The sequence below is a fragment of the Actinoplanes sp. NPDC048967 genome (genome assembly GCF_040649415.1).
Classification (GTDB): Bacteria; Actinomycetota; Actinomycetes; order Mycobacteriales; family Micromonosporaceae; genus Actinoplanes.
Map to the genome: position 1 here is coordinate 523,764 of NZ_JBEZFL010000001.1, position 20,205 is coordinate 543,968.

General features: G+C 73.5%; 22 protein-coding genes. 11 read left to right on the plus strand and 11 right to left on the minus strand.

Translation table 11 applies throughout. The features are described from left to right. Positions 1–101: 101 nt before the first annotated feature. Positions 102–605 carry a helix-turn-helix domain-containing protein gene (locus tag AB0C12_RS02515; RefSeq protein ID WP_360543334.1) on the minus strand — a complete coding sequence of 168 codons (504 nt, stop codon included), beginning with the start codon at positions 603–605 and terminating at the stop codon, positions 102–104. Positions 606–718: 113 nt separating this feature from the next. Between AB0C12_RS02515 and AB0C12_RS02520 the strand changes: the two genes are divergently transcribed. Next, positions 719–1,318 carry a dihydrofolate reductase family protein gene (locus AB0C12_RS02520; RefSeq protein ID WP_360543336.1) on the plus strand — a complete coding sequence of 200 codons (600 nt, stop codon included), beginning with the start codon at positions 719–721 and terminating at the stop codon, positions 1,316–1,318. Here the strand turns inward: AB0C12_RS02520 and AB0C12_RS02525 are convergent. Continuing rightward, positions 1,294–2,712: an alpha/beta hydrolase gene (locus tag AB0C12_RS02525; protein ID WP_360543338.1), complete on the minus strand. Its 1,419-nt coding sequence runs from the start codon at positions 2,710–2,712 to the stop codon at positions 1,294–1,296. The two genes, AB0C12_RS02520 and AB0C12_RS02525, sit on opposite strands and share 25 nt — an antisense overlap. A 131-nt stretch (positions 2,713–2,843) precedes the next feature. On the opposite strand from AB0C12_RS02525, the gene AB0C12_RS02530 reads away from it, so the two are divergent. Both AB0C12_RS02530 and AB0C12_RS02535 read left to right on the plus strand, forming a co-directional pair. Continuing rightward, positions 2,844–4,028 (plus strand): histidine kinase, encoded by a 1,185-nt coding sequence (locus AB0C12_RS02530; RefSeq protein ID WP_360543340.1) that lies wholly within the window; start codon positions 2,844–2,846, stop codon positions 4,026–4,028. Positions 4,029–4,133: 105 nt separating this feature from the next. Next, on the plus strand, positions 4,134–4,811 hold the full coding sequence (locus AB0C12_RS02535) for a response regulator transcription factor (protein WP_360543342.1): 678 nt from the start codon (positions 4,134–4,136) through the stop codon (positions 4,809–4,811). Here the strand turns inward: AB0C12_RS02535 and AB0C12_RS02540 are convergent. Further along, positions 4,808–5,530: a Stf0 family sulfotransferase gene (locus AB0C12_RS02540; protein ID WP_360543344.1), complete on the minus strand. Its 723-nt coding sequence runs from the start codon at positions 5,528–5,530 to the stop codon at positions 4,808–4,810. The two genes, AB0C12_RS02535 and AB0C12_RS02540, sit on opposite strands and share 4 nt — an antisense overlap. Positions 5,531–5,641: 111 nt before the next feature. Between AB0C12_RS02540 and trpB the strand changes: the two genes are divergently transcribed. Genes trpB through AB0C12_RS02555 form a run of 3 tightly spaced genes read left to right on the plus strand, consistent with a single transcriptional unit; the run spans position 5,642 to position 8,311 of the window. After that, complete coding sequence (gene trpB, locus AB0C12_RS02545; RefSeq protein WP_360543346.1) at positions 5,642–6,814, plus strand: tryptophan synthase subunit beta; 1,173 nt, start codon at positions 5,642–5,644, stop codon at positions 6,812–6,814. Continuing rightward, the gene (gene trpA, locus AB0C12_RS02550) at positions 6,811–7,614 is read left to right on the plus strand and encodes a tryptophan synthase subunit alpha (RefSeq protein WP_360543348.1); all 804 of its coding nucleotides are present in this window, start codon (positions 6,811–6,813) and stop codon (positions 7,612–7,614) included. Before trpB ends, trpA begins: the two co-directional genes overlap by 4 nt. Before the next feature lie 28 nt (positions 7,615–7,642). Further along, the gene (locus AB0C12_RS02555) at positions 7,643–8,311 is read left to right on the plus strand and encodes a GntR family transcriptional regulator (protein ID WP_360544906.1); all 669 of its coding nucleotides are present in this window, start codon (positions 7,643–7,645) and stop codon (positions 8,309–8,311) included. A gap of 21 nt (positions 8,312–8,332) precedes the next feature. Here AB0C12_RS02555 and AB0C12_RS02560 read toward each other — a convergent pair whose 3' ends face one another. Further along, entirely contained in the window at positions 8,333–9,577 is a 1,245-nt protein-coding gene (locus AB0C12_RS02560; protein WP_360543350.1) for a tyrosine-protein phosphatase, read from the minus strand. A 250-nt stretch (positions 9,578–9,827) separates the two neighbouring features. On the opposite strand from AB0C12_RS02560, the gene AB0C12_RS02565 reads away from it, so the two are divergent. Next, positions 9,828–10,220, plus strand: a complete 393-nt coding sequence (locus tag AB0C12_RS02565) for an SCO5389 family protein (RefSeq protein WP_360543352.1) — start codon at positions 9,828–9,830, stop codon at positions 10,218–10,220. A gap of 41 nt (positions 10,221–10,261) precedes the next feature. Here the strand turns inward: AB0C12_RS02565 and AB0C12_RS02570 are convergent, their stop codons facing one another. Genes AB0C12_RS02570 through AB0C12_RS02585 form a run of 4 tightly spaced genes read right to left on the minus strand, consistent with a single transcriptional unit; the run spans position 10,262 to position 14,583 of the window. Then, a complete protein-coding gene (locus tag AB0C12_RS02570; RefSeq protein ID WP_360543354.1) occupies positions 10,262–11,449 on the minus strand; it encodes a YibE/F family protein in 1,188 nt (395 codons plus the stop codon). Continuing rightward, complete coding sequence (locus tag AB0C12_RS02575) at positions 11,446–12,621, minus strand: tetratricopeptide repeat protein (protein ID WP_360543356.1); 1,176 nt, start codon at positions 12,619–12,621, stop codon at positions 11,446–11,448. Before AB0C12_RS02575 ends, AB0C12_RS02570 begins: the two co-directional genes overlap by 4 nt. Beyond that, positions 12,618–13,802: a tetratricopeptide repeat protein gene (locus AB0C12_RS02580; RefSeq protein ID WP_360543358.1), complete on the minus strand. Its 1,185-nt coding sequence runs from the start codon at positions 13,800–13,802 to the stop codon at positions 12,618–12,620. The genes AB0C12_RS02575 and AB0C12_RS02580 overlap by 4 nt, the downstream gene beginning before the upstream one ends. Before the next feature lie 37 nt (positions 13,803–13,839). Further along, positions 13,840–14,583 (minus strand): TetR/AcrR family transcriptional regulator C-terminal domain-containing protein, encoded by a 744-nt coding sequence (locus AB0C12_RS02585; RefSeq protein WP_360543360.1) that lies wholly within the window; start codon positions 14,581–14,583, stop codon positions 13,840–13,842. A gap of 76 nt (positions 14,584–14,659) precedes the next feature. Between AB0C12_RS02585 and AB0C12_RS02590 the strand changes: the two genes are divergently transcribed. Beyond that, positions 14,660–15,607 (plus strand): ATP-binding cassette domain-containing protein, encoded by a 948-nt coding sequence (locus AB0C12_RS02590; protein ID WP_360543362.1) that lies wholly within the window; start codon positions 14,660–14,662, stop codon positions 15,605–15,607. Beyond that, complete coding sequence (locus AB0C12_RS02595) at positions 15,604–16,383, plus strand: ABC transporter permease (RefSeq protein ID WP_360543364.1); 780 nt, start codon at positions 15,604–15,606, stop codon at positions 16,381–16,383. The genes AB0C12_RS02590 and AB0C12_RS02595 overlap by 4 nt, the downstream gene beginning before the upstream one ends. A 52-nt stretch (positions 16,384–16,435) precedes the next feature. Here the strand turns inward: AB0C12_RS02595 and AB0C12_RS02600 are convergent, their stop codons facing one another. Further along, positions 16,436–17,212, minus strand: coding sequence for an SDR family oxidoreductase (locus AB0C12_RS02600; protein WP_360543366.1), 777 nt, complete (start codon positions 17,210–17,212; stop codon positions 16,436–16,438). Between the two features lie 45 nt (positions 17,213–17,257). Further along, positions 17,258–18,346 (minus strand): epoxide hydrolase family protein, encoded by a 1,089-nt coding sequence (locus AB0C12_RS02605; protein WP_360543368.1) that lies wholly within the window; start codon positions 18,344–18,346, stop codon positions 17,258–17,260. A gap of 53 nt (positions 18,347–18,399) precedes the next feature. Here AB0C12_RS02605 and AB0C12_RS02610 point away from each other — a divergent pair, with 53 nt between their 5' ends. Beyond that, positions 18,400–18,816, plus strand: a complete 417-nt coding sequence (locus tag AB0C12_RS02610) for a MarR family transcriptional regulator (RefSeq protein ID WP_360543370.1) — start codon at positions 18,400–18,402, stop codon at positions 18,814–18,816. Here the strand turns inward: AB0C12_RS02610 and AB0C12_RS02615 are convergent. Further along, positions 18,791–19,693, minus strand: a complete 903-nt coding sequence (locus AB0C12_RS02615) for an aminoglycoside phosphotransferase family protein (RefSeq protein WP_360543372.1) — start codon at positions 19,691–19,693, stop codon at positions 18,791–18,793. The two genes, AB0C12_RS02610 and AB0C12_RS02615, sit on opposite strands and share 26 nt — an antisense overlap. A 152-nt stretch (positions 19,694–19,845) precedes the next feature. Here AB0C12_RS02615 and AB0C12_RS02620 point away from each other — a divergent pair, with 152 nt between their 5' ends. Beyond that, positions 19,846–20,154 carry a hypothetical protein gene (locus tag AB0C12_RS02620; protein ID WP_360543374.1) on the plus strand — a complete coding sequence of 103 codons (309 nt, stop codon included), beginning with the start codon at positions 19,846–19,848 and terminating at the stop codon, positions 20,152–20,154. Positions 20,155–20,205 lie beyond the last annotated feature (51 nt).

Sequence of the window (20,205 nt, forward strand, 5' to 3'; positions counted from 1 at the left end):
CCCATGATCGGCTCGATGATCTAAGAGACAGAACCTAGCCTGGTCCCCGCTCGGGTCGCGGACGGCGCTCAGACGGCCCCTCCCCCGAGCCCACTCGACGACTACGCGGCTTCGCGCCGGGCCACTTCGGCGTGGTAGGCGGCGGTCAGCCGGGACAGCACCGATTCGGTGCCGGCCGGGCGGGGGACGCCCAGATGCAGCTCGCGCAGCTCGTCCATGAAGTCCTCCCAGAGCGCCGGGCCGCCGCGTTCCAGCAGCTCGGCCCGGATGGCCAGCTCGGGGGTGACCGGCAGGTGCCGGCGGCCCCACGCGCCGAGGTGGGCGAGCACCGGCACGAGCTGGATGGCGGGCTCGGTCAGGCTGAGCCGGATGCGCTGCTTGTGCCGGGGATCGGGCGCCGAGGTCAGCATGCCGAGCGCGGTCAGCCGCTGGAGGCGGTCGGCCAGGATGTTGGACGCGATGCCCTCCTCGCTCTCGGTCAGCAGCGCCCGGAAGTGCCGGCGGTTGCCGAACATCATGTCCCGGATGATCAGCAGCGACCATTTGTCCCCGAGGACCTCGAGGGACAGGTTGATCGGGCACCCGGACCGGTGTTCCTCGGTCATCGTCGGCTCCTCACCGGCGCAGCGACATCGCCGTACCAGTTGCACTCTACAACCGGTATCCGGTACCGTCCAAACCGATTGCAGAAAGCAACCGGTTTGAGAGGACGACGACCATGGCGTACGTGACCTCCGACCCCGCCGTCTCCGCCGACGGCTTCGTGGCCGGGCCCGGGCAGAGCCGGCAGGATCCCATCGGCGAGGGCGGCGAGCAGCTGCACCGCTGGATGTTCGACACCCCGGACGAGAACACCGCCGAACTGGCCGCGATCACCGCCGCCGACGCGTTCATCATGGGGCGCAACATGTTCAGCCCCGGGCGCGGCGACTGGGATCCGGATTGGCGCGGCTGGTGGGGCGAGGACCCGCCGTACCACAAGCCGGTTTTTGTCCTCACCCATCACCCGCGGGCCGACCTGGTGATGCAGGGCGGCACCACTTTCTCCTTCGTCACCGGCGGCCTTCAGGAGGCTTTCGCCCGGGCCCGCGAGGCCTCCGGCGACGGACGGATCTCCGTGGCCGGCGGCGCCTCGACGATCAACCAGGCCCTCGCCGCCGGCATCCTCGACGAGTTGCGCCTGCACATCGCGCCGGTGGTGCTGGGCCGCGGCGAGCGGCTCTTCGACGGGATCCCGCCGGTACGCCTGGAGCAGCTCTCCGGCCGCTCCGCGTCGCTGGTCACCCACCTCACCTACCGGGTGCTGCCCCCGGCCTGAGCCAGCACCTCGTCCATCACCTCGGCGAAGCGGCGCGGCTGTTCCAGGAACGCCCGATGGCCACCGGACGGCACCACGGTCAGCCGCTTGCCGGGCGCCCGCAGCGCCTCGTACCAGGGGGTGAAGAGGGCGGCGAGGCCCCGCATCTCGTGGGCGCCCTGCACGAAATGGACCGGCACCTCCAGCTGCGGCACGTCGCGGCGCAGGTCCACGCTCTGCATCCGGGGGTAGAGCGCGTTCCAGGTGTCCAGCACGGCGTTGACGGTGTGCGCCTTCTGCAACAGCGTGTACTCCGAGGCGTCGATGCCGTCGAAGGGGTCACCCGCCCCGGGCGCGTTGCCCGAGTGGTCGTAGTCGTAGACCTGGTTCGCGTACAGCATGATCGGCTCGTACGAGTAGACGTCCCGGTACGGCGGCGGCCCGAGCGCGGTCAGCGTACGGGAGAGCTCCCCGCGGCCCGTGGCTCGCGCCCAGGCCAGGATGTCGGCGTAGCAGATCTTGTCGCTCGCGGGCAGATCGACGGCCTGCCCGGCGCCGATGTACGCCCGGTACAGCTCGGGCCGCCGCTGCACCGCCAGCACGCCCAGGATCGAGCCGCCGGAGTGCCCGAGCAGGAAGATCTTGTCCTGGTGGAACCGGCGGCGCAGCGCCTCGGTGACGGCGACGACGTCCGCGACCGCACTGTCCAGCGTCACCGTCGCGGTCGGATCCAGAGCGGGGTACGACGAGCCGCCGCCGCGCCGGTCCAGCGTCACCACCACGAACCGCTTCTCCAACTCGGGTAGGTGACGCCGGGCCGCGCCCAGTTCCGAGCCGCCCGGCGCCCCGGGCACGAACAGCAACACGGGTGCCGACCGGTCGACGCCCCGGATCAGTGCGCCGAGCCGGTGGCCGCCCGCGTCGATCCGGGTCAGCTCGGCGATGCTGCGCTCCCCCGCGATCCCGGGCGTCCGGGCCGGTACGGCCACCGCCACCGTCACGGCCAGCAGCACCGCGCTCAGCAACCCTGTCGCCGCACGCCGCAGATACCGCCGGCCGCCGGTGCCGCGCCGGGCGTACACGGCACCGAGCACCATGGGCAGCACCGACAGCAACGCGTGCAGGCCGCGCCCGGTGACCAGCACGATGAAGCCGAAAGCACTGGCGTGCGGCGCGTCGGCCGACGGCCCGTCCACCCTCAGCCGCAGCAGCTCCACCGCCACGACGAAGACCGCCGGCGCGATCAGCAGCGACCACCGTGACCGGCTCAGCCGGCCGACCGCCACCCCCACGGCGACGCTGAGCCCCACCGACCACAGCGCCTGCGCACCCGTCAACGGGCCGCGCGGCATCCACCACCCCGCGACGATCCCCCAGCCGGCCGCCGCCCCGATCCACCCCGCTCGCCTCACCATGGTCTTGAGCCTGGCTTCGGGGGCTGCGCGGCGCATCGGCCCTCGGATCCGGTACGCACCCATACTTCGGTAGGGGTCGCCGGTGACTTCGGACAGTGCCCCCGCGCGGCGCCGGATCGTAGGCTCGGCACATGGCCGGCCTGGTGTTCGCGTTGCTCGTGCCCGACCCGGCGGGCGGCCGCCGGTCGGCCGTTCGGGACAGGCTGGCCGACACCGTCGCGGTGACCGTGGCGCTGGCGTACGGGTCGCTGATGGTGCCGCTCGGCGACGCCACCCGCCAGGGTGCGCCGCTGCCGTGGCTCGCCGACGTCGCGCTCGGCGTGCTGTGCTGCGCCGCGCTGCTGTTACGCCGGCGCCGGCCGGTGGGCCTGACGATCGCCCTGCTGCCGGTGACCACGCTGTCGGTGATGGCGACCGGCGCCGTCATCGTCGCGCTGTTCACCGTGGCGATCCATCGGCGCGGCCCGGTGGCGCTGGCGCTCGGTGTCGCGTACGTCGCGGTGGTGCCGGTGTACTTCGTGCTGCACGACAGCCCGGAGTTCCCGGTGTGGGTGGACCTGCTGGTCCGCGGGGTCACCACGGCGGGGGCGCTGGGGTGGGGGATGTTCGTGCGGGCGTACCGGCGGCTGACCGGGACGCTGCGGGAGCACGCCGCCCGGCTCGAGGCCGAGCAGCACCTGCGGGAGGACCAGGCCCGGCTGACCGAGCGGGCCCGTATCGCGCGGGAGATGCACGACGTGCTGGCCCACCGGATGTCGCTGGTCAGCCTGCACGCCGGGGCTCTGGAGGTGCGCACCGACGCGCGGCCGGAAGAGGTGGCGATCGCGGCGGGCGCGATCCGGGCCAGCGCCCACGAGGCCCTGGAGGAGCTGCGCGGCGTCATCGGGGTGCTGCGCGAGGGCGCGGTGGGCCGCCCGGAGCCACCGCAGCCGGGGCTGGCCGATCTGCCCGCGCTCGTCGACAGTGCGCGGGCGATGGGTACGGCGGTGCACTACACGTGCGCGCTGCCGGAGGGCGGGCCGTCGGTGGTGCTCGGGCGTACGGCGTACCGGATCGTGCAGGAGGGCCTCACCAACGCGCGCAAACATGCGCCGGGCACGCCGGTGCGGGTGCTGCTCGACGGCGCACCGGGCGCCGGCCTGCGGATCCGGATCGCCAACCCGTGCCCGGTTCCGGCCGCGCGGGCGGCGGTGCCGGGCGCGGGGATGGGCCTGGTCGGGGTCGGCGAGCGTGCGGCGCTGAGCGGCGGCCACGTCCGGTACGGCCGGCAGGGCGACGACTTCGTCCTGGAAGCCGAGCTGCCATGGCCGGCATGAACTGCCGGCGCATCCCGGCGGCCGCCGGGCTCGGCACGGCCCGGGAGCGGCAGTGACGACGGACGCCGAGCCGGCCGCCGGGCTCAGCGCGGCCGGGGAGCGGCAGTGACGGCGGGCGCCGGGCCGGCGCGGCCGATCCGGTTGGCCATCGTCGACGACGATCCGCTGGTCCGGGCCGGGCTGCGCATCCTGCTCGGCGGCTCGCCGGACATCGAGGTCGTCGCCGAGGCCGGCGACGGCGCCCAGGCCGCGGCGATGGCCGACGCGCACTGGCCCGACGTGGTGCTGATGGACATCCGGATGCCGGAGGTGGACGGGCTGGTCGCCACCCGCCGGCTGCGCTCGCGCCCTTCGCCGCCGCAGGTGATCGTGCTGACCACGTTCCACGCCGACGAGCATGTGCTGGACGCGCTCCGGGCCGGGGCCAGCGGCTTCCTGCTCAAGGACACCCCGCCGCGGGACATCATCGAGGCGGTCCGGGCGGTGGCGGGCGGCTCGGCCACCCTGTCGCCGGTGGTGATCCGGCAGCTGATCGATCACGTCGCCGATCCGGCCGCCGGCCCGCGGCGGGACCGGGCCCGGCACCGGCTGGCCGCGCTGACCGAGCGGGAACGGGCGGTGGCGCTGGCGCTGGGCCGGGGCTGGTCGAACGCGGAGATCGGCACCGAGCTGGGGATGAGTCTGCCGACGGTGAAGGGCCACGTGTCACGGCTGCTGGCCAAGCTCGACCTGAACAACCGGGTGCAGGTGGCGCTGCTGGTCCACGACGCGGAACTGCTCTAGCGGGCGGTTTCCGTCCGGTATCGCGCGGCCCATTCCTCGTTGAGCCGGTCGGCCTGGCGGCGGTGCCGGGGCTGGATCGGCCGGCCCGCCTCCGGGTCGAGGTCCAGGAAGGTGAGCACGCCCCGGGTGGTGCCGGTCAGGTCGGCGGTGAGCTGCTCGTAGGTGATCTCGTGCGGGGTGATGCCGTACCGCGCGAACCAGGCCCGCCAGGCGGCGGTGTGCTCGGCCACGGTGTCCAGCAGCTCGGTGATGCGGGCCTCGACGTAGTGCGGCTCGGCCGCGGTGCCGTCCGGGTCGCCGGCCCGCCAGGTGCGGGTCTGCTCCGCGCGCAGCCAGGACACCGCCTGGGCCAGCTCGTCCTCGCGCCGCAGGTGGACGAAGCGGACCGGTCCGAACGCGGCCTCCAGCACCGCCAGGTCCCGGCCCTCGGTGGCCGGCGCCAGCTTGGCCACCAGCTCGTCGAGGGTGCCCCACATCAGCTTGGCGCCGAAGACTCCGTTGGGCGTCGTTCCGGCCGCGCGGGCGGCCCGCACGAAGGCCTCGTAGTCGAACGCCGGGTCGGCCGGGCCGGGAATCCCCCAGCGATCCGCCCACAGCTGCTCGTCCGGTCGCCGGAAGTACGACTCCGGGGTGCCGGCCAGCCCGGTCGACGCCAGCAGGCCGAGGAGCAGGGAACTGCCGGTGCGCGGCGTCGCACAGACGAAGTAGGACTCGGTCATCACCCGAGCCAACCCGTTGGTGACCCGCACGACAACCGAAATAAAGTTCTAGAACTCTCCGTCCCGCTATGACACACTCAGCCGAGAGTTATAGAACTTTGGAGGCACACCATGACCATGGTCATGCGCGAACCCACCGCCGGCGGGCGCTTCGGCGAGTACGGCGGCAGATACGTCCCCGAGTCACTGATCCCCGCCTGCCTCGCCCTGGAGGAAGCCTTCCGCGACGCCTGGGCCGACCCGGCGTTCCGGCAGGAGCTCGACGGCTACCGCCGCACCTACGCCGGGCGGCCCACCGCGCTCACCGCCGCCCGCAACCTCTCCGCCGAGCTGGGCATCACCCTGCTGCTCAAGCGTGAGGACCTCGCCCACACCGGCTCCCACAAGATCAACAACGTGCTCGGGCAGGCGCTGCTGGCCCGGCGGATGGGCAAGACCCGGCTGATCGCCGAGACCGGGGCCGGCCAGCACGGCGTCGCCACGGCCACCGCGGCGGCGCTGTTCGGGTTGCGCGCCACGGTCTACATGGGTGAGCGCGACATCGAGCGCCAGGCCCTCAACGTCTTCCGGATGCACCTGCTCGGCGCCGAGGTCGTCCCGGTCACCAGCGGCAGCCGCACCCTCAAGGACGCCACCAACGAGGCCATGCGCAACTGGGTGTCGGCCGTCGAGGACACCCACTTCTGCCTCGGGTCGGTCGCCGGGCCGCACCCGTACCCGTGGATGGTCCGGGAATTCCAGCGGGTGATCGGCGAGGAGGCCCGCGGGCAGGTCGCGGCCGAGCTCAGCGCCGGCCTCCCGGACGTGGTCGTCGCCTGCGTGGGCGGCGGCTCCAACGCGGCCGGCACCTTCGCGGGCTTCGTCGACACGACCGCGCGGCTCGTCGGCGTGGAGGCGGCCGGCGGGGCGGCGGTGTCCGGCGGTGAGCCGGGGGTGCTGCACGGCTCCCGGTCGCTGGTGCTGCAGGACCGGCACGGGCAGGTCGCCGAGGCGCACTCGATCGCCGCCGGCCTGGACTACCCCGGCGTCGGACCGGAGCACGCACAGCTCGGCGGACTGGGCCGGGCCCGGTACGTGACGGTGACCGACGACGAGGTGCTGGTCGCGGTCCGCCGTCTGGCCGAGCGCGAGGGCATCATCTGCGCGCTCGAATCGGCGCACGCGGTGGCGTGGGTGCTGCGCGCGGCCGGGACCCCCGAACTGCCGACCGGCTCGACGGTGCTGCTGACCCTCTCGGGCCGCGGCGACAAGGACATGGTTCAGCTGATGGAGGGACTGCGATGACGACCACGCTCAGCGCCGCGCTGGCGGTCACCGGACGGCCGCTGCTGGTGCCCTACGTGACCGGTGGCATCACCGCGAACTGGACCGAGCTGCTGCTGGCCTGCCAGGACGGCGGGGCGGACGCGATCGAGGTGGGGCTGCCGTTCTCCGACCCAATGCTGGACGGGCCGACCATCCAGGAGGCCTCGGACCGGGCCCTGGCCCGCGGCGCCACGGTGGAGTCGATCCTCGCGGACCTCGCCGCCACGCCGCTGCGGGTGCCGGTCGTCGTCATGACGTACGCGAACATCGTGCTGCGGATCGGGCTGCCCGCGCTGGCCGCCGCCGGGGTCTCCGGCCTGATCGTGCCGGACCTGCCGCTGGAGGAGTCGGCGGCGACCGAGGCCGCCGCGGCGACCGCCGGCATCGACCTGGTGCTGCTGGCGGCCCCGTCGACCCCGGACGACCGGCTGCGGGAGATCTGCGCCCGCAGCCGCGGCTTCGTGTACGCGATCAGCGTCATGGGCACCACCGGCGAACGCGCCCAGCTGGCCGGCTCGGCGGCGACACTGGCCGCCCGGCTGAAGGCCGTCAGCGACCTGCCGGTCCTCATCGGGTTCGGGGTGTCCACCCCGGCCCAGGCGGCCGAGGCGGGACGCGCCGGGGACGGCGCTGTGATCGCGTCGGTGCTGATGCGTAGGGTTCTCGACGGAGCCACGGCGGCCGAGCTCGCCGCCGACGTCGCCGCCTACCGCACCGCACTCGACCTGGGGGTGTCTCCTGGAACGCCGCACGCCGAAATATCAGGTCATCGCGGCTGACCTGACCGCGAAGATCCGCGGTGGCGAGCTGCCGCCCGGCTCGGCGCTGCCGCCGCAGAAGGAGCTCAGCGCCGCGTACGGGGTGACGCTCGTGACGCTGCGGCAGGCGCTGCGGCAGCTGGAGGCCGACGGCCTGCTCTCCCAGCAGCCGGGGCGGGGCACGTTCGTGGCGTCGCCGAAGGCCACCTACCGGCTCGACTCGCTGCGCGGGCTGGCCGAGGATCTGCGGGCCCAGGGCCGTACGGTCAGCACCGAGATCCTCGGCCAGGGCATGCACCGCCCGCCGGCCTGGGTCGCGGCGCAGCTGGGTCCGGGCCGGGTCCTGCGGCTCGAACGCCTGCGCCTGCTGGCCGGGCGGCCGGCGGTGCACCAGTTGTCGTGGGTGCGCCCGCCGGTCGGTGCCCTGCTGCGCACCGCCGACCTCAGCGACACCTCCCTGTACGCGGCGATCGCCGAGCACGGGGTGGTCGTGCACCGCGCCTCGGAGGTGCTGCGCCCGGAGGTGCTCACGGCGCCGGTGGCGGAGCTGCTGCGCCGGCCCGAGGGCACGCCGGTGTTCGTCTCGGACCGGATCACCTACGGCTTGGACGACCAACCGATCGTGGTGGACCGGGCGACGATCCTGGGCTCGGTGATGGAGGTCCGCACCGAACGCGCGGCGACCGGCCTGTCGGTGCAGTGGACGTCGTCGTCCTGACCGCTCTACTGACCGGCTGAGCTAGTGACCGGCTGACGGCCGGCGGGCCACCAGGTACGCCTGCGGCACCTGCTCGACCAGGCCGGGGTGCTCGGCGGGCTCGCGCACCGTTTGCAGCACCGGCTCCAGCCCGGCCGCCACCAGCAGCGCGGCGACAGCTTCCGGGCGGCGGCGGTGGAATGCGATGTCCTTGTTCACCCGGACCTCGTCGCCGGTCTGGAACGACACGATGACCGGCGCGCCGGGGGCCAGCACCCGGTGGAACTCCCCGAACACCACCGGCAGCGCCTCGTCCGGCAGGTTGACGATCGAATACCAGGCCACCAGCCCGGCCAGCGACGCGTCGGGCACCGGCAGGTCCGTCATGGAACCGACCTGGAAGCGGATCTCCGGATGGTCACGGCGGGCGACGGCGACCATCCCCGGGGAGAGGTCGATGCCGCTGACGTCGACGCCGAGGCCGTGCAGGAACTCGGTCGTGGCGCCCGGGCCGGAGCCGACCTCGACGACCGGGCCGGGCGCCACGCTGACGAGCTCCGCGAAGCCGGCCAGCAGGGCGCGGTCCCAGATCTTGGCGGCCAGCTCGCCGCGGAACTGCTCGGTGTACCAGTCGGCGACGGCGTCCCAGCCCGCGCGGGTCTCGGTGAGGAAGGCGGGCTCGCGCAGGCGTTCCCGGACCGCGTCGAGGTGATGCGGCTCGACGCCGATGCCGCGCAGATAGTTCTCGACGCCGCCGTACGCCCGCTCGGCGTGGGCCAGCGTGTTGATCATTGTGGTGGCCGGGCAGTTCTCGGAGCGCGCGTAGTCCTCGGCCACCACCTCCGGGCCGACCCCGGCGACGGTCAGGGCGAGGGCGACCAGGGTGCCCGTCCGGTCCCGGCCGCCGCGGCAGTGCACGAGCACGCCGCCCGGAGGCGCCTCGGCGATCGCCCGGAAGGCGGCCGCCACCCGGCCCTGATTGTGGTCCAGCAGCGGGCCGTAGGAGTCGGCCGGATACTCGTAGTCGGTCACGTCCATGAGCATCGACACGTGGGTGTAGATCGGGTCACCGGCGAACGGGCTGGGCTGCTCGGCGAGCTCCGCGGGCCGGCGCAGGTCCACGATCCGCGACACCCCGGCGGCCCGGACCGTGGCGACGTCGGCCGGGGTCATCGCGGCGTGGTGGTCGGAGCGCAGCAGCGCCCCGTCACGGATCCGGCCACCGTCGAGGGTGGGCAGTCCGCCCAGGTCGCGGGCATTGCGGCAGGCGGGCCAGTCGAGGATCACCGGGCGGGCTCCGTTTCGGCGGCGAGGCGGTCGAGAAGCTCACCCAACAGGGCGGCCTCGCCCGCGGTCAACCCCGCCCGGTCGGCCGCCGGCGCGGCCCGCACCGTGACGGCCACACCGGCCCGGGAGACGTTCCCCCTGCGCGACGGTCTGATCGGCGTGCCGTTCTTTACAATGGAAATCGTTTCCAACAAGATGGAACTGGCTGCCGGCGCCCGCCGGTACGCCGTCCGCTGTTGGAAGGATCCGCATGTCTCTTGCCGTCTCCCCCGATCTGCTCTCCGCCGCCGAGCGTGGCGAGGTCCCGGACGCGGAGTTCGTCGACTGTGTCCGCACGTCCCTGCCGTACGCCTGGGAGGTGGTCAGCAAGGTCATGACCGACCTGGACACCACCGGCGGCGAGTTCGCCGACCACGAGATCCCGCCGCCGTCCGAGCAGCAGCGCGGTGAGCTGCTCCGCGCCCTGGCCAGCGACGCCATCCGCGGCGGGCTGGAGCGGCACTTCGGTGCCAAGCTCGCCTTCCAGAACTGCCACCGGGTGGCGGCGTTCCGCTTCAGCGCGGTGGGCGGCGACCGATACCAGGCATTCGTCTCCCCGCGCGGGCAGCTGCTCAACCAGTCACCGGAACTGCGCAACTGCTGAGCACCGGCCGATCGAGGGCGGCGGGCCCCGGCCCGCCGTCCTCAGGCGCGCCGGGCGTGCCGCCCCGCGACGGCGGGACCGGCCGGGGCGAGGTCCGCCACCAGGGCGGCGAGGGCGGTCGTGATCGGGACCGAGGCGACCAGGCCGATCGTGCCGACCGCGCTGCGCAGGATCTCCTGAGCCAGGTACTCGCTGGTCAGCAGGTCCGTGACGGGTTCGCTGGACGCCGTGATCAGCAACAGCAGGGGCAGCGAGGCCCCCGCGTACGCGAGCACGATCGTGTTGACCGCCGACGCCACGTGCGCGCGGCCGACCCGGATCGCCGCGCGGTACAGCTCCCAGCGGCTCGTCGCGCCGGGGCTCATCTCCGCCACCGTCACCGCCTGGGTGACCGTCACGTCGTCCAGCACGCCGAGGGCGCCGATCACGATGCCGGCCAGCAGCAACCCGCGCAGGTCCAGGCCGGCCCGGGTGACGGCCAGGGCCGCGCTGTCGTCGCTGCCCAGCCCGCTCAGCTGCATCAGCGAGGTGAACACCGCACCGAGCACGCCGGTGAGCACCAGGCTGGCCAGCGTGCCGGCCACCGCCACCGAGGTGTGCACGTTGACGCCGTGGGTCAGATACAGCGCCGCGAACATGATCGCCGAGGCGCCCACCACGGCGATGAGCAGCGGCGGCGAGCCGTCCAGGATGGCCGGGATCACGAACAGCAGCAGCAGCGCGAAGCTCACCGCCAGACCGGCCAGCGACGTCAGCCCCCGCCGCCGCCCGAACGCCAGGATCACCGCCACGGCCACCGCGACCAGCCAGATCATCGGGGCCGAGCGCTGCCGGTCCACCACCGAGTACGCCCGCCCGCCGGGAACCGCGTCCGGGAAGTAGAGCAGGACCACGCCGTCGCCGACGTGCAGGGCGCGCGTGCCGGGACCCTGTGGAAGATCCACGGGCTGGTCGGTCCCGGAGCCGGGGCCCTCGGTGACGCGGACCGTGGCGGAACCACAGCGCTGCTGCTGCGCGCCTGCCGGGCACGCCTGCTCGGCCACGGCGGTGACCGTGCCCAGCGCACGCTCGCCGCCGCCCGCGGCAGCCTCGGTGCGCACGTCGCCGGGCCACAGCAGGATCAGCGCGACCAGAGTGGCCAGCGCGGCCGGCACCAGCACCGCGGTGACGATCCGCCGGGTACGCCGGGACGCGGCCGGCGGAGGGCCGTGGCGGTGATCGTGACTCATCGCGGCGAACCGGGACGCGGCGGCGGTTTGTCGTCCCACGTCTCGCGCAGTTCGCGTTTCGTCTCCTGCCACCAGCGGGCGAGCTCGCCGCCCCAGTCGCGGAAGTCACGGCCCAGGGCCTTCAGCGCGTGCAGGAAACCCGGGTCGTCCAGCCGGGCACCGAGCAGTTCGGCCAGGCCCAGACCCCACAGCACCGGCACCGCCGCGAGGGCGAGCACGGCCGTCCACCAGCGGCCCGTCACGGCGTACCCGAGCAGCAGCGCGACCATGACGCCCACCGTCATCATCGCGGCCCGGGTGGCCCGGCGCAGCAGCCCGGGCACCAGCCGCAGGCAGCGCCACGGCAACCGGCCCGCGGGGATCAGCACCCGCAGGGCAAGGCCGGCCACGACCACCGCGAACAGGGCCGCCAGGATGCGGCTGCCGAGGGCCGCCGAGGGCCACCACCTCGCCGCCAGGGCGCCCGCTGCGACCAGCAGGATCGCGGCGGCGAACCAGCGGCGCAGCGCGCTGAGCAGGCTGCGGATCGGCCACGTCATCGAGATGACATCCGGGCGGGCCGGATTCTCCCGGGCCATGTCGTGCAGAGCGCGCATCGAGCGGCCCACCCGCAGCCGCTCGGCGTCGAGCATCGCGAGCAGCCAGCGGCCGTAGGCGTTGGCCGGCTCGATCGCCAGGGCCGCCCGGGCCGCCTCCTCGGCCGCGTCCCGGCTGCCCGCGTCGCGTTCCACGTCGGCCACGGTCAGCAGCCCCTCGACCGACCGCGGGGCCAGCGCCAGACCCTGCCGGGCGCAGGCCCGGGCCTCGGCGAAGCGGCGGCCGGCGGCCAGGGCGCGGGCCAGCACCAGATGCCCCGAGGGCTCGAGCGGGGCCAGCCGGACCGCCTCCCCCGCCGCGGCGATCGCGTCCCGGTCGCGGATCAGGGCGAGCAAGGACTCGGCGCGTTCGGCGTGCGCGTCGGCCAGCCGCGGGTCGGCCGCCACGGCGGCGTCGCAGGCCGCCAGCGCGGCCGCGTAGTCGCGCTGCTGACGCAGTACATATCCGAGCAGGGTGAGCAGGTCCGCGTCGGCGGGCGCGGCGGCCAGCGCCGTGCGCAACCGGGCCTCGGCGTCCGCGGGCCGGCCGACCTGGGCGAGCTGCCGGGCCTGCCGGTACGCGTCGTCGCCGCTCACAGCAGCTTGCGCTTCCGCAGGTACGCGGCCAGGTCGTCGTACTCGCCGCCGGCGTTGCCGAACATGACCACGCTGCGGGCCGTGGCGAACCAGGCGTCGGTGGACGGGCGCACCTCCCGTACGGCAGCCGTCATGTCCTGGTGCGAGATCATCCGCACCTCACCGGTGGCGATGGCGTCGCGCATCGCGAACTCGGCGGCGGTCTCGCACACGTGCGCGAGGTCCGCACCGGAGAAGTGCTCGGTGGCGGCCGCCAGCGCGCGCAGGTCGATGCCGGCGACCGGCCGCTCGCGCAGGTGGTACTCGAGGATGGCCGCGCGGGCGGTCGCGTCCGGCGGCAGCACCAGGACAGTGCGGTCGAGGCGGCCGGGCCGGCGCAGCGCCGCGTCGATGTCCCAGGGAGCGTTGGTCGCGGCGAGCACGAACACCCCCTCGTTGCCGCCGCCGACCCCGTCCAGCTCGGTGAGCAACTGGTTGACCAGGGTCCGCATCGCCGAGGAGCTGAGCTGACTGCGCTTGTGGCCGAGCGCGTCGATCTCGTCGAGGAACAGCACGCAGGGCGCGTGCGAGCGGGCCGCCTCGAACAGGTCGTGCAGGTTGCGCTCCGAGCTGCCGACCCACATCTGCAGCACGTCGACGATCGACAGGGAGACGAACGCGGCGCCCATCTCCCCCGCGACGGCCCGGGCCAGGAACGTCTTGCCGCAACCGGGTGGGCCGTACAGCAACAGGCCGCCACGCAGGCTCTTGCCGAACAGCGTGCGCAGCCGCGGGTTGCGCAGCGGGCCGAGGAAGGCCAGCTCGAGGCGCTGCTTCACCTCGTCCATGCCGCCGACGTCGGCGAGGGTGACGGTGGCCCGTTCGACGTCGAACGCGCGGTCGTCGGCACCGGCCGGGGCGAACCTGGGCGGGACGACGCCCTCGAACTCACCCTCCAGGGCATCCCAGTCCACGCTCGGGCTCGGCGGGGATGTCGGCGCTTCACCCGGAAGAGCGCTGGTCATCACCCGCCGGGCGGCCTCGTTCGCGGGGTCCCGGGCCAGCACCTGGGCGGCGTGCCCGATCGCCTCGCCGGTCCGCCCGGCCGCGACCAGCAGCTCGGCCAGGTGCAGCCGCAGCGCGACGTCGTCGGGCCGGGCGGCGACCGCCGCCGTGAGGCTGTCGATCAGGGCGTCGCTCATGAGAGGCGATTATGCCCGGCTTCCCCCAGCGCCCCCGTCAGCGGTCGAGCAGGCGCTCCAGCCCGTCCAGGATGCGGTCGAGCCCGAAGCGGAACGAGCGCTCCGGGTCGCCGACCGCGTTGTACTCCAGCCCGGCGGCCTGCCCGACCCGGCCGGAGATCGGGTACGCGTCGCCGGGCATCACCCGTTCCAGGACCGGCGCGTTGACCGCCCACCACTCGGCGTCGGAGATGCCGGACTGTTCGGTGGTGCGCCGGGTGTCGACGGAGGACCGCGCCGCCCCGGCCGTGAAGCTGCCCAGCATCGTGATCACCTGGTCCATCTCCAGGTCGGTGAAGCCGGCGCCCTCGATGGCGGCGAGCTGCCACTCGTAACGGTCGGAGACGTTCGGGCCGATCCACGGCCGGCTGTTCTCCACCTGCAGCAGCCAGGGATGCCGGTGGAACTCGTCCCAGATCTGCTGCGCGACCCCGGTGATCCGCTGCCGCAACGGGCCCTCGTGCGGCGGCAGCGGCTGCTCGCCGGCCACCTCGTCGATCATCAGGCCGATCAGCTCGGCCCGGCCGGGGACGTAGGTGTAGATCGACATCAGCTTCAACCCGAGCCGGTCGGCGACCTTGCGCATCGAGAACGCGGGCAGCCCCTCCTCGTCCGCCACCGCGATCGCCGCGCGCACCACCTCGTCCACGCTCACCCGCTGCCGGGGCCCACGGGTGCCCTGCGGGGTGCCGAGCGTGCGCCGCCACAGCAGGTTGAGCGTGCGATCGATGTCCTGATCCATGTGCGCAGATTACCCCGTGGGGTGTACGGTGTTGCCCGGCAAGATTTCCGTAAGGCATACGGAGTTAGGAGCCACCGTGACCGACCACGCCCTCACGGCCGACGGACTACGCAAGAGATACGGCGCTCTGGACGCTCTGGACGGCTTCGACCTGAGCGTGCCGCCCGGCGTCATCCACGGGCTGCTCGGCCCGAACGGTGCCGGCAAGACCACCGCGGTGAAGGCCCTGGCCACCCTCATCCGTACCGACGGCGGCAGCGCGCGGGTCGCCGGCTTCGACGTGCGCACCCAGGCCCACGAGGTCCGGCGGCGGATCGGCCTGGTCGGGCAGAACGCCGCCGTGGACGAGATCCTCGGCGGCCGGCAGAACCTGGTCATGTTCGGCCGGCTCTTCGGCCTCACCACGGCCCACGCCCGGGCCCGCGCCGACGAACTGCTCGACACGTTCGGGCTCACCGACGCGGCGGACCGGGCGGTCTCCACCTACAGCGGCGGGATGCGCCGCCGGCTCGACCTGGCCGCCGGTTTCATCCTCACTCCGGCGGTGCTGTTCCTCGACGAGCCCACCACGGGTCTGGATCCCCGGGCCCGCAACGAGGTCTGGGAGAGCGTCCGGCAGATCGCCGCGCGCGGCACCACGGTCCTGCTCACCACGCAGTACCTGGACGAGGCCGACCAGCTGGCGGCCCGGATCTCCGTGATGAACCACGGCAAGGTGGTCGCCACCGGCACGCCCGACGAGCTCAAGCGTCAGGTCGGTGGCGACCGGGTGACCGTCACCGTGCCGCGGTCGGAGTCGCTGGAGCCGGTGGCGCAGCGGCTGGCGGCCGCCCTGGGCGAGGCCGCCGTCACCGACGCGGAGACGCACCGGGTGACCTTCGAGGTCGGCGCCGGGGTGGTCGCCCTGGCCGACATCGTCCGCGCTCTCGATCAGCTGGGCATCGCCCCGGAGGACCTGGTGCTGCGCCGGCCGACCCTGGACGAGGTCTTCCTCACCCTGACCGACAAGGAGGTGGCACGATGACGACACTGCGAGCCGGCTGGGTCATCACCCAGCGGGACCTGGCCCACTGGGTACGCCAGCCCTGGGCGCCGCTCTTCGGCCTGCTCTTCTCGATCATGCTGCTGCTGGTTTTCGGTTTCCTCTTCGGCGGCGCGATCACGGTCCCCGGCGGCGGCGACTACATCAGCTTCCTGCTGCCCGGCATGCTCGCGCTGAGCATGATGTTCGGGGTCGAGAGCACGGCCACGGCGATGGCCGCCGACGCCCGCAAGGGCATCACCGACCGGTTCCGCTCGATGCCGATCGGCAGCGCGTCGGTGGCCCTGGGCCGGGTCGGCGCCGACCTGGCCAACTCGGCGGTCGAGCTGCTCGTGCTGATCCTCGGCGGCCTGCTCATCGGCTGGCGGATCTCCGACGGCCCGGCGTCCGCGCTGGGCGCCGTGCTGCTCCTGCTCCTGCTGCGGTTCGCCGTGCTGTGGATCGGGATCTTCGTGGGCCTGAGCTTCCGCGGCGAGGGCGCCACGATGGCCGTACAGGTGCTGGTCTGGCCGATCGGCTTCCTGTCCACCGCGATCGTGTCCGCCGAGACGATGCCGGGCTGGCTGGGCACGATCGCCGCCTGGAATCCGTTGTCCGCGACCGCGTCGGCCACGCGGGAGCTCTTCGGCAACCCGACCGGGATCACCGAGGGACCGCCGGCCGGCGGGGCGGTGTGGCTCGCGGTCGGCTGGCCGCTGCTGCTCACCGCGATCTTCCTGCCGCTGTCGGCGCGCGCCTACCGCCGGCTGCGCGACTGAGCCGGACCGGCCGGACCGCGGGCATGTCCCGCGGTCCGGCCGGGCGGACCCGTCAGGGCAGGATCGCGTCGACATAACCGCCGTCGACGCGCAGCGCGCCACCGGTGGTGGCCGACGCCTGCGGGGAGCTGAGGTAGACCACCATGTTGGCGATCTCCTCCGGCTCGATCAGGCGCTGCAACAGTGACTGCGGCCGGTGCAACCGCATGAACTCGCGCTGCGCCTGGTCCCACGGGAGGTCACGGTCCACGAGCTGATAGACGAACTCCTCGACGCCGGCGGTGTGGGTCGGTCCGGCGATGACACTGTTGACCGTCACGCCACTGCCGGCCGCCTCCTTGGCGAAGCCGCGGGAGACCGCCAGCAGCGCGGTCTTGGTCATGCCGTAGTGGATCATCTCGGCCGGCGTCACCACCGCCGAGTCGCTCGCGATGTACTGGATCCGGCCCCAGCCGCGCTCGCGCATACCCGGTAGATACGCCCGGGTCAGCCGGACCGCGGTCAGCACGTTGACCTCGAAATACCGCCGCCACTCGGCGTCGGAGATCTCCAGCGCCGGCCGGGCGCCGAAGATGCCCAGGTTGTTGACGAGGATGTCGACCTCCGGCAACGCCTCCAGCAACGCGGCGACGCCGTCGTCGGTGGTCAGATCGGCCGGGGCGGCGACGTGGTCACCGTCGCTCGGGAGCGCGGCGAGCACCTTGTCGCGGTCCCGGCCGTTGATCGCCACCCGGGCGCCGGCGGCGGCCAGGCCGGTGGCGATCGCGAGTCCGATGCCCTGGGTCGAGCCGGTGACGAGAGCAGTCCTGCCGCTGAGATCGAGTCGCATGCCTCCACTCTTCCCCGTGCCGGGCGCCGCGACGCGGGACCCGCACTACAGTGCGGGCGAGATCACCAAGCCGCGGAAGAAGGCGCGGATGTCGGCGGCCAGCTCGACCGGCACCTCCAGCGCCGCGAAGTGGCCGCCGCGCGGCAGCTCCGTCCAGTGCCGGATGTCGAAGAGGCGCTCGGCCAGCGGGCGCACGCTCAGCACGATGTCGTGCGGCAGGACGGCCACACCCATCGGCGCCGGGCAGGGTGTGCCGTAGCCGCTCTCCTTGGCAAGCCGGGCCGACGAGCCCGCCGTCCGGGTGAACCAGTAGATCGACACGTCGGTGAGCAGGACGTCGTCGCTGATGGTGGAGGACGGGTCGACCCACTCGGTGAACTTCTCGGCGATCCAGGCGAGCTGGCCGACGGGCGAGTCGGTCAGCGCGTACGAGATGGTCTGCGGCCGGGTCGCCTGCAGCACCTGGTAGCCGGGTCGGTTCGCGGCGAACGCCGCGGTCCGCTCGGCCCGGTCGCGGTCCGCGCCGGTCAGGCCCGTCGCCGGGCCGGGCGTGGGCAGGTAGTTGACGTGTACGCCGACGACCCGTTCGGGGACAGCGGCGCCGAGAGCGCGGGCGACGCCGGAGCCCCAGTCACCCCCGTGCGCGCCGAACCGCGGGTAGCCGAGCCGGGTCATCAGCTCGGCCAGGGCCCGGGCGATGCGGTGCAGGTCCCAGCCCCGTTCCCCGGTCGGCCCGGAGAAGCCGAAGCCGGGCAGTGACGGCACCACCAGGTGGAAGTCGTCGGAGAGCAGACCGGTCAGGGCCTGGAACTCCAGCACCGAGCCGGGCCAGCCGTGCAGGAGCAGCAGCGGCAACGCGTCCGGGTCGGCCGAGCGGACGTGCAGGAAGTGGACGCGCTGGCCGTCGATCTCGGTGCGGAACTGCGGGAACTCGTTCAGCTCGGCCTCGTGGCGCCGCCAGTCGTAGCCGTGGCGCCAGAGCTCGGCGAGTTCGCGTACGCGGGCCAGCGGGATGCCGTAGTCCCAGCCCGCGCCGGGCAGCTCGTCGGGCCAGCGGGTGCGGTCGAGGCGGTCGGCCAGGTCGTCGAGGTCGGCCTGCGGGACGTCGATCCGGTACGGCGCGATATCGTTCATGCGACTAACGTTAGTCACACTAACGTTAGTCGAGCAAATGGTAGAGTCGACACATGGAGCACCTCCCCAGCTGGCTGCTGACCCAGACCGCCGCCCACGCCGGCCGCCTGGTCACCGATCGTTTCGCCGAGATCGGCGCCCGCGGCTACCACTACCGGCTGCTGGAGACCCTGCTCGGCGGCCCGGACAGCCAGGCCGAGCTGGGCCGGCGCACCGGCATCCACCTCAGCGACATGGTGGCGGTGCTCAACGAGCTGACCGCGGACGGCTACGTCGAGCGCAGCCCGGACCCGGCCGACAAGCGCCGCAACGTCGTGACGATCACCGGCCGCGGCCGCGAACGCGCCCAGGAGCTGGCGGCCCGGGCCGAGGCCATCCAGGACGAGCTGCTCGCGCCTCTGACCACCGCCGAGCGCGCCGAGCTGGTGCGACTGCTGAGCCTGCTCAGGAAAGGCGCGGCGCCAGCTTGAACGCCACCCGCAGCGCCTGACCGGGCGTCGGGTCACCGCCGTCGGCGTCCCACACCTCGGAGAGCACCGCCTGCACGAATCCCCAGGCGACCACCCGGTCGACGGGCAGGCCGAGACCGTCGGCGAACTGCTCCACCCGGGCCGGCAGCAGCTCCAGCACCGGCTCGTCGCCGTCGAACGGGTTGTAGAGCGCCGCCCCGACCTCGTAGCCGGGATCGCCGAGCACGCCGTGCGGGTCGATCGCCAGCCACGGCTCCCGGGTCGCGGCCAGCACGTTCTCGTGGTGCAGGTCCCCGTGCAGGACCACCCGCTGCGAGGCGGAGGCGCACAGCTCGACCAGAAGCTCGCGGGCCTGCTCGACCAGGCGCCGGGGGAACGGGTGGTCGCCGGCATACCGGGCCAGATGCGCGTCGAACGCCGCCACCCGCGACGACAGCTCCTCCAGCACCAGCCCTTCTGGCGCCGGCCGGTGCAGGCGCCGCATCATGTCGACGAGCACGGCCGTGGCCTGCTCGTCGTGCTCGCGGACCAAGGCCCGCAGCGTGCCGCCGGGCTCGGCCCGCTCCAGCATCAGCGCGCCCCGGTCGTCGTCGCGGGCCAGCACGGCGACCGCGCCCCGGCCACCGAAGAAGCCGAGCGTGTCTGCCTCCGTCGCGACGTGACCGGCGGCGGGCAGGCCGAGCTTGAGCACGGCCGGCGACCCGTCGGGCCGTCGCGCCGGCGCGACATAGTTGAAACTCAACGGGTACGGCGCACCGACCGTCAGCCCCCACTCCCGGGCGACGTCCTCGACGAGGGCGGGCAGCTGCGTGAGCCAGCGCCGGCCGTCGTCGCCCCAGTTGCCGGTGACGTTGCGGACGAAGGCAGCGGGAAACATGTCACCCAGTCTCCCAGCCATCATGATCGAACACATTGGAGCCCACCGTTGCCGTCGGAGCCATGGCAGCCACCACGCGGTCCGTCGTCAACGCCGAGAGCCGCAGGCGCCGCGCCTGACTCTGGCGCATCCTCGAGTGTGTCGTCGTCACGGTGGTCGCGCTTTCCACGGCCGTCGCCGGCGGATCCGGGGCGGTCCTCGCGGTGGCCGGCCGCACTGCGACCTGCGAGGTCGAGTCCGTTGAGCGGCTGCGCTGCCCGGACGGGACCACCCTGACCGCCGACCACCAGGAGGCGGGCGACACGGCGGTGGTGGTCTACCACCCGCGGGGCTGGGTCAACGCCCAGACGGAGACGACGTACCGCTCGGCGGATTACGGGTCATGTCGCTCGGAGGGGACCTCGGCGGCTTCTGACGAAGTCGATGTATTCCTCGCCGGCCACCGCATCCGGGCAGCCTAGCGCGGACGGCGACGAGTCACCGACCTGCTCAACCGGAGGACGGCGCTGCGG

Bases quoted from the DNA above. Each gene is read 5' to 3' on its own strand.
- AB0C12_RS02515 (WP_360543334.1), bottom strand. From the start codon at position 605: ATGACCGAGGAACACCGGTCCGGGTGCCCGATCAACCTGTCCCTCGAG.
- AB0C12_RS02570 (WP_360543354.1), bottom strand. From the start codon at position 11,449: ATGAGTCACGATCACCGCCACGGCCCTCCGCCGGCCGCGTCCCGGCGT.
- AB0C12_RS02610 (WP_360543370.1), top strand. From the start codon at position 18,400: ATGGAGCACCTCCCCAGCTGGCTGCTGACCCAGACCGCCGCCCACGCC.
- AB0C12_RS02605 (WP_360543368.1), bottom strand. From the start codon at position 18,346: ATGAACGATATCGCGCCGTACCGGATCGACGTCCCGCAGGCCGACCTC.
- AB0C12_RS02525 (WP_360543338.1), bottom strand. From the start codon at position 2,712: ATGGTGAGGCGAGCGGGGTGGATCGGGGCGGCGGCCGGCTGGGGGATC.
- AB0C12_RS02540 (WP_360543344.1), bottom strand. From the start codon at position 5,530: ATGACCGAGTCCTACTTCGTCTGTGCGACGCCGCGCACCGGCAGTTCC.
- AB0C12_RS02615 (WP_360543372.1), bottom strand. From the start codon at position 19,693: ATGTTTCCCGCTGCCTTCGTCCGCAACGTCACCGGCAACTGGGGCGAC.
- trpB (WP_360543346.1), top strand. From the start codon at position 5,642: ATGACCATGGTCATGCGCGAACCCACCGCCGGCGGGCGCTTCGGCGAG.
- AB0C12_RS02565 (WP_360543352.1), top strand. From the start codon at position 9,828: ATGTCTCTTGCCGTCTCCCCCGATCTGCTCTCCGCCGCCGAGCGTGGC.
- AB0C12_RS02530 (WP_360543340.1), top strand. From the start codon at position 2,844: ATGGCCGGCCTGGTGTTCGCGTTGCTCGTGCCCGACCCGGCGGGCGGC.
- AB0C12_RS02600 (WP_360543366.1), bottom strand. From the start codon at position 17,212: ATGCGACTCGATCTCAGCGGCAGGACTGCTCTCGTCACCGGCTCGACC.
- AB0C12_RS02595 (WP_360543364.1), top strand. From the start codon at position 15,604: ATGACGACACTGCGAGCCGGCTGGGTCATCACCCAGCGGGACCTGGCC.
- trpA (WP_360543348.1), top strand. From the start codon at position 6,811: ATGACGACCACGCTCAGCGCCGCGCTGGCGGTCACCGGACGGCCGCTG.
- AB0C12_RS02520 (WP_360543336.1), top strand. From the start codon at position 719: ATGGCGTACGTGACCTCCGACCCCGCCGTCTCCGCCGACGGCTTCGTG.
- AB0C12_RS02580 (WP_360543358.1), bottom strand. From the start codon at position 13,802: ATGAGCGACGCCCTGATCGACAGCCTCACGGCGGCGGTCGCCGCCCGG.
- AB0C12_RS02585 (WP_360543360.1), bottom strand. From the start codon at position 14,583: ATGGATCAGGACATCGATCGCACGCTCAACCTGCTGTGGCGGCGCACG.